Consider the following 5,211-nt stretch of genomic DNA (forward strand, 5'->3'; position numbering starts at 1 on the left):
CGTCCACCCGCTCCAGCCGGCGCCGGCCCGCCCGGCCACCCCGCCAGCCACCCCCTCCGGCCCGGCCCCGGTGGCGGTCACCGGGGGTCTCCGATGAGCCCGCTGGGCACCGGCGCCCTCCTCGCCGCCACCGTCACCGGCGGGCTCGTCGCCGGGCTGTTCACCGGATTCGCCTACGGGGTGATGCCGGCGCTGCGCCGCGTCGACGACGCGACCTTCGTGCGCGTGATGCGGCGGATCAACGAGGTCATCCCCAACCCGTGGTTCCTCCTGCCCTTCCTCGGCACCCCGGTCTGCGCCGCCGTCGCCGCCGCCACGCACCTCGGCACCGAGGGGCAGACCGTCCTGCCCTGGCTGCTCGGCGGATTCGCCCTCAGCCTCACCACGGTCGTCGTCACCGGTGTCGTCAACGTGCCGTTGAACAACGCGCTCGCCGCGACCGGCGAATCGGCCACCGCCGCCCGTCGCGCGTTCGAACGCCGCTGGAACCGCGCCAACGTGCTGCGTTCGGTGACCGCCACCGCCGCCGTCGCCTGCCTGGCGTGGGGCCTCACCCTTGGCTGACCACCACCCGTCCCCCTGACCGGGAACCCGCCCCCACCCGGTCAGGGGGACGCGGGCACCGCCGGGTAGGGGACGAAGGTGCTGGTGTTCTCGTCCACGGTCAGCTGCCGGCCCACCGCCGGGAACGCCCGCTGCGGACACGCCGGCCGGTCGCACACCTTGCACCCCATCCCGATCGGCGTCGCCGCCCCCAGGTCGTCCAGGTCCAGTCCCGTGGAGTACACCAGCCGCCGCGCGTGCCGCAGCTCGCAGCCCAACCCCACCCCGAACATCTTCCCCGGACTGCCGAAACCGCCGATGTTGCGCCGCACCGTCCGCGCCACCCAGAAGTAGCTCTTCCCGTCCGGCAGCGTCGCGATCTGCGTCAGGATCTTCCCCGGCGCGCTGAAGGCCTCGTAGATGTTCCACAACGGGCACGCCCCGCCCACCCGGGAGAAGTGGAAACCCGCCGCCGACTGCCGTTTCGACATGTTGCCCGCCCGGTCCACCCGCACGAACGAGAACGGCACCCCCCGCGCCCTGGGCCGTTGCAGCGTCGACAACCGGTGGCACACCGTCTCGAACCCGACGCTGAAGTGGTCGCACAACCGCTCGATGTCGTACCGGAACTCCTCGGCCCGCCGCAGGAACGACCCGTAGGGCAGGATCAACGCGCCCGCGAAGTAGTTCGCCAACCCCACCCGCGCCAACGACCTCGCCGCCGGCCCGGAGAACGCGTACGAGTCCGCCAACCCGCTGATCAGCCGGTCGTGCTCCAACAGGGCGATCTGCGAGGCCATCCGGAACGCCTGCTGACCGAACCGCAGCGTCGGCGCCAACCGCAGCACCCGGGCCGCCGGCTCGTACCGGTGCTGCTCACCGGCCGCCTCGTCGACGCCCTCACTGGTCACCCGCACCCCGTGCGCCTCCGACAACCGGTCCCGCAGCGCCGCCCGCACCTCCCCGCGCCGCAGGTCCAGGGCCACCGCCAGCCGTTCGGCGCGTTCGTCCAGCTCGGCGACGTAGTTCTCCCGCTCGTAGAAGAAGTCCCGCACCTCCTCGTGCGGTAACGGCGCCGCCGCGCTCCCGTGCAACCCGGTGCCGTTCTCCGCCGTCAACGCCGCCGTGTTCTCCACCGCGCTCCGGTACCGGCGGTGCAGCCGGACCAGCGCCCGCGCGATCGTCGGCAGGTTCGTCGCCAGCTCGGTCAACTCACCCGTCGACGCCTCGACCCCCACCTCCTCGTCCAACAGGGCCTCCCGCACCTCCGCCACCAGCCGCCCCGTGTCGTCGTTGGCGAAGAACTCCGCGTCCACCCCGAACGCCTCGGTGATCCGCAGCAGCACGGGAACCGTCAACGGCCGTGCGTTCCGTTCGATCTGGTTCAGGTAACTCGGCGAGATCTCCAACAGCCTGGCCAGGTTCACCTGACTCATCGACCTGCTCTCCCGCAGGTGACGCAGCTTCGCTCCGACGAAGGTCCTGTCCACGCTGACCACCCCTTCCGACGCCGCTGGCGGGGCCCGGCCGCGGCCGGGCGCGACCGGTCCAGCATAGGAAACGGGTCTTCGCCGAATTCGCTGAAAGACCCGGGAGAATTCGCGGAAATTGGCGGATTGGCAGCCTTCCTGCGGTTGTCCGAGCCATGTCATCGTCGGTGGACCCCCGCTGGACAATCGCGGGCTTCGCAATTCGGAGGTGCCCGATGACCACGACGACGGACCACACCCGCACCCCGGGCCGGGCACGCACCGGCACACCCGACGCGGCGGAGGCCCTGCGCCGCGAGTGGGCCACCAACCCCCGCTGGCGCGGCGTCGAACGCTCCTACACCGCCGAGGACGTCATCACGCTGCGCGGCAGCCTCGTCGAGGAGCACACCCTGGCCCGGCGCGGCGCCGAGAAGCTGTGGCACCTGCTGCGCACCGAGGACTACGTGCCCGCCCTCGGCGCGCTCACCGGCAACCAGGCCGTCCAACAGGTCCGCGCCGGGCTGCGCGCCATCTACCTCTCCGGCTGGCAGGTCGCCGCCGACGCCAACCTCGCCGGCCAGACCTACCCGGACCAGAGCCTCTACCCGGTCAACTCGGTGCCCGCCGTCGTCCGCCGCATCAACAACGCCCTCGCCAGGGCCGACCAGGTCTCCTGGGCCGAAGGTGACCGCGACCTCGACTGGTACGCGCCCATCGTCGCCGACGCCGAAGCCGGGTTCGGCGGCCCCCTCAACGCCTTCGAACTGATGCGCGCCATGATCGGCGCCGGCGCGGCCGGGGTGCACTGGGAGGACCAGCTGGCCTCGGAGAAGAAGTGCGGCCACCTCGGCGGCAAGGTCCTGGTCCCGACCCGCCAGCACGAACGCACCCTGAACGCCGCCCGCCTCGCCGCCGACGTCCTCGACGTCCCCACCGTCATCATCGCCCGCACCGACGCCCAGGCCGCGACCCTGCTCACCAGCGACGTCGACGAACGCGACCGCCGCTTCACCACCGGAGAACGCACCGGGGAGGGCTTCCACACCGTCCGAGGGGGCATCGAACCCTGCATCGAACGCGGACTCGCCTACGCCCGCCACGCCGACCTGCTGTGGATGGAGACCTCCGAACCCGACCTGGAGGTGGCCCGCGCCTTCGCCGAGGCCATCCACGACCGCTACCCCGACCAGCTCCTCGCCTACAACTGCTCGCCCTCGTTCAACTGGCGCGCCCACCTCGACGAGGCCACCATCGCCCGCTTCCAACGGGAACTGGGACACATGGGCTACCGGTTCCAGTTCATCACCCTCGCCGGTTTCCACGCCCTCAACCACTCGATGTTCGACCTCGCCTCCCGGTACGCCACCACCGGGATGCCCGCCTACGTCGACCTCCAGGAACGGGAGTTCGCCGCCGAGGCGCACGGCTACACCGCGACCCGCCACCAACGCGAGGTCGGAACCGGCTGGTTCGACCGGGTCAGCACCGCCCTCAACCCCGACAGCTCCACCACCGCGCTGCGCGGCTCCACCGAGGAAGCCCAGTTCTGAGCCGAGGGAGAGCGAGATGACGACCGCCACCCGACACACCCCGTTCCCCACCGCCGGACGCGTCGAGATCCACGGCCCGCTCCGCGACCGGTACGACGAGATCCTCACCCCCGAGGCCCTCGACTTCCTGGCGCTGCTGGACAACACCTTCGCCGCCGACCGACGAGCGCTGCTCGACCGCCGCCGCCACCGCCGCGCCCGCCTCACCGACGGCACCGAGACCCCCCACTTCCTGCCCAGGACCGCCGCCATCCGCCACGACCCCACCTGGCGCGTCCCCCCACCCCCACCCGGGCTCCTCGACCGCCGCGTCGAGATCACCGGACCCCCGGACCGGCGGATGACCGTCAACGCCCTCAACTCCGGCGCGAAGGTGTGGATGGCCGACTTCGAGGACGCCACCGCCCCCACCTGGGACAACATCATCGGCGGGCAACTCAACCTGCACGACGCCATCCGGCGGCGCATCGACTTCACCACCGGCACCGGACGCCGCTACCGGATCACCGACGACCCGGCCACCATCGTGGCCAGACCCCGGGGCTGGCACCTCGTGGAGAAACACCTCCGCATCGACGGCCGACCCGTCTCGGCCAGCCTGGTCGACTTCGGCCTCTACGTCCTCCACAACGCCACCCGCCTCATCCAGGACGGCAGCGGCCCCTACCTCTACCTGCCCAAACTGGAGAACCACCACGAAGCCCGCCTGTGGAACGAGGTGTTCCTCCTCGCCCAACGCGCGCTCGGCCTGCCCCGGGGAACGATCCGCGCCACCGTCCTCATCGAAACCATCACCGCCGCCTTCGAGATGGACGAGATCCTCCACGAACTCCGCGACCACGCCACCGGGCTCAACGCGGGACGCTGGGACTACCTGTTCAGCCTGATCAGAACCCTCGGCGGGCGCGGCGCCGACGTCGTCCTGCCCGACCGTGCCCGGCTCACCATGACCGTCCCCTTCATGCGCGCCTACACCGAACTGCTCGTCCAGACCTGCCACCGGCGCGGCGCCCACGCCATCGGCGGCATGGCCGCCGTCATCCCCCGCCGCGACCCGGACGCCAACCGGGAGGCCCTGGCCGCGGTCCGCCAGGACAAGGACCGGGAGGCCACCGACGGGTTCGACGGATCCTGGGTCGCCCACCCCGGGCTGGTGCCGGTGTGCGGCGAGGCGTTCACCGCCGTCCTCGGCGACCGCCCCCACCAGCTCGACCGCACCCGCGACGACGTGCGCGTCACCGCCGACCACCTCCTCGACCTCGCCAGCGCCGGTCACGAGGTCACCCGGGACGGGGTCCGGTCCAACGTCGCGGTGTGCCTGCGCTACCTCGACGCCTGGCTGCGGGGCACCGGCGCGGTCGCCATCCACGGCCTCATGGAGGACGCGGCCACCGCCGAGATCGCCCGCGCCCAGCTGTGGCAGTGGATCCACACCGCGACCACGCTCACCGACGGCACCACCGTCACCCGCGACCTGGTCGGCGACGCGCTGCGCGCCGAACGGGACGTGATCCGCGCCGAGGACCCGGAGGCCACCCGGCTCGACGCGGCGGTGGACGTCCTCACCGCCACCGCCCTCGGCCCGACCCTGCCCGACGTCCTCACCCCCTACGCCTACGCCCACCACCTCACCACCCACCGCTGAC

General features: G+C 72.1%; 4 protein-coding genes. 3 read left to right on the plus strand and 1 reads right to left on the minus strand.

Annotated features, from left to right (window positions below; genetic code table 11):
- Positions 1-93: 93 nt before the first annotated feature.
- Complete coding sequence (locus ACTIDRAF_RS0208545; protein WP_016698321.1) at positions 94-564, plus strand: anthrone oxygenase family protein; 471 nt, start codon at positions 94-96, stop codon at positions 562-564.
- Between the two features lie 41 nt (positions 565-605).
- Here the strand turns inward: ACTIDRAF_RS0208545 and ACTIDRAF_RS0208550 are convergent, their stop codons facing one another.
- The gene (locus tag ACTIDRAF_RS0208550; RefSeq protein ID WP_016698322.1) at positions 606-2,033 is read right to left on the minus strand and encodes a short-chain fatty acyl-CoA regulator family protein; all 1,428 of its coding nucleotides are present in this window, start codon (positions 2,031-2,033) and stop codon (positions 606-608) included.
- Between the two features lie 215 nt (positions 2,034-2,248).
- Between ACTIDRAF_RS0208550 and aceA the strand changes: the two genes are divergently transcribed.
- Together aceA and aceB are read left to right on the plus strand one after the other, a co-directional pair.
- Positions 2,249-3,565: an isocitrate lyase gene (gene aceA, locus ACTIDRAF_RS0208555; RefSeq protein ID WP_016698323.1), complete on the plus strand. Its 1,317-nt coding sequence runs from the start codon at positions 2,249-2,251 to the stop codon at positions 3,563-3,565.
- A gap of 16 nt (positions 3,566-3,581) precedes the next feature.
- A complete protein-coding gene (aceB, locus tag ACTIDRAF_RS0208560; RefSeq protein ID WP_016698324.1) occupies positions 3,582-5,210 on the plus strand; it encodes a malate synthase A in 1,629 nt (542 codons plus the stop codon).
- Position 5,211 lies beyond the last annotated feature (1 nt).

This window comes from Actinoalloteichus spitiensis RMV-1378, from assembly GCF_000239155.1.
GTDB lineage: Bacteria > Actinomycetota > Actinomycetes > Mycobacteriales > Pseudonocardiaceae > Actinoalloteichus_B > Actinoalloteichus_B spitiensis.

What these genes read in the sequence shown, in the direction of transcription:
- ACTIDRAF_RS0208545 (WP_016698321.1), top strand. Translation starts at nt 94, where the DNA reads ATGAGCCCGCTGGGCACCGGCGCCCTCCTCGCCGCCACCGTCACCGGC.
- aceA (WP_016698323.1), top strand. Translation starts at nt 2,249, where the DNA reads ATGACCACGACGACGGACCACACCCGCACCCCGGGCCGGGCACGCACC.
- aceB (WP_016698324.1), top strand. Translation starts at nt 3,582, where the DNA reads ATGACGACCGCCACCCGACACACCCCGTTCCCCACCGCCGGACGCGTC.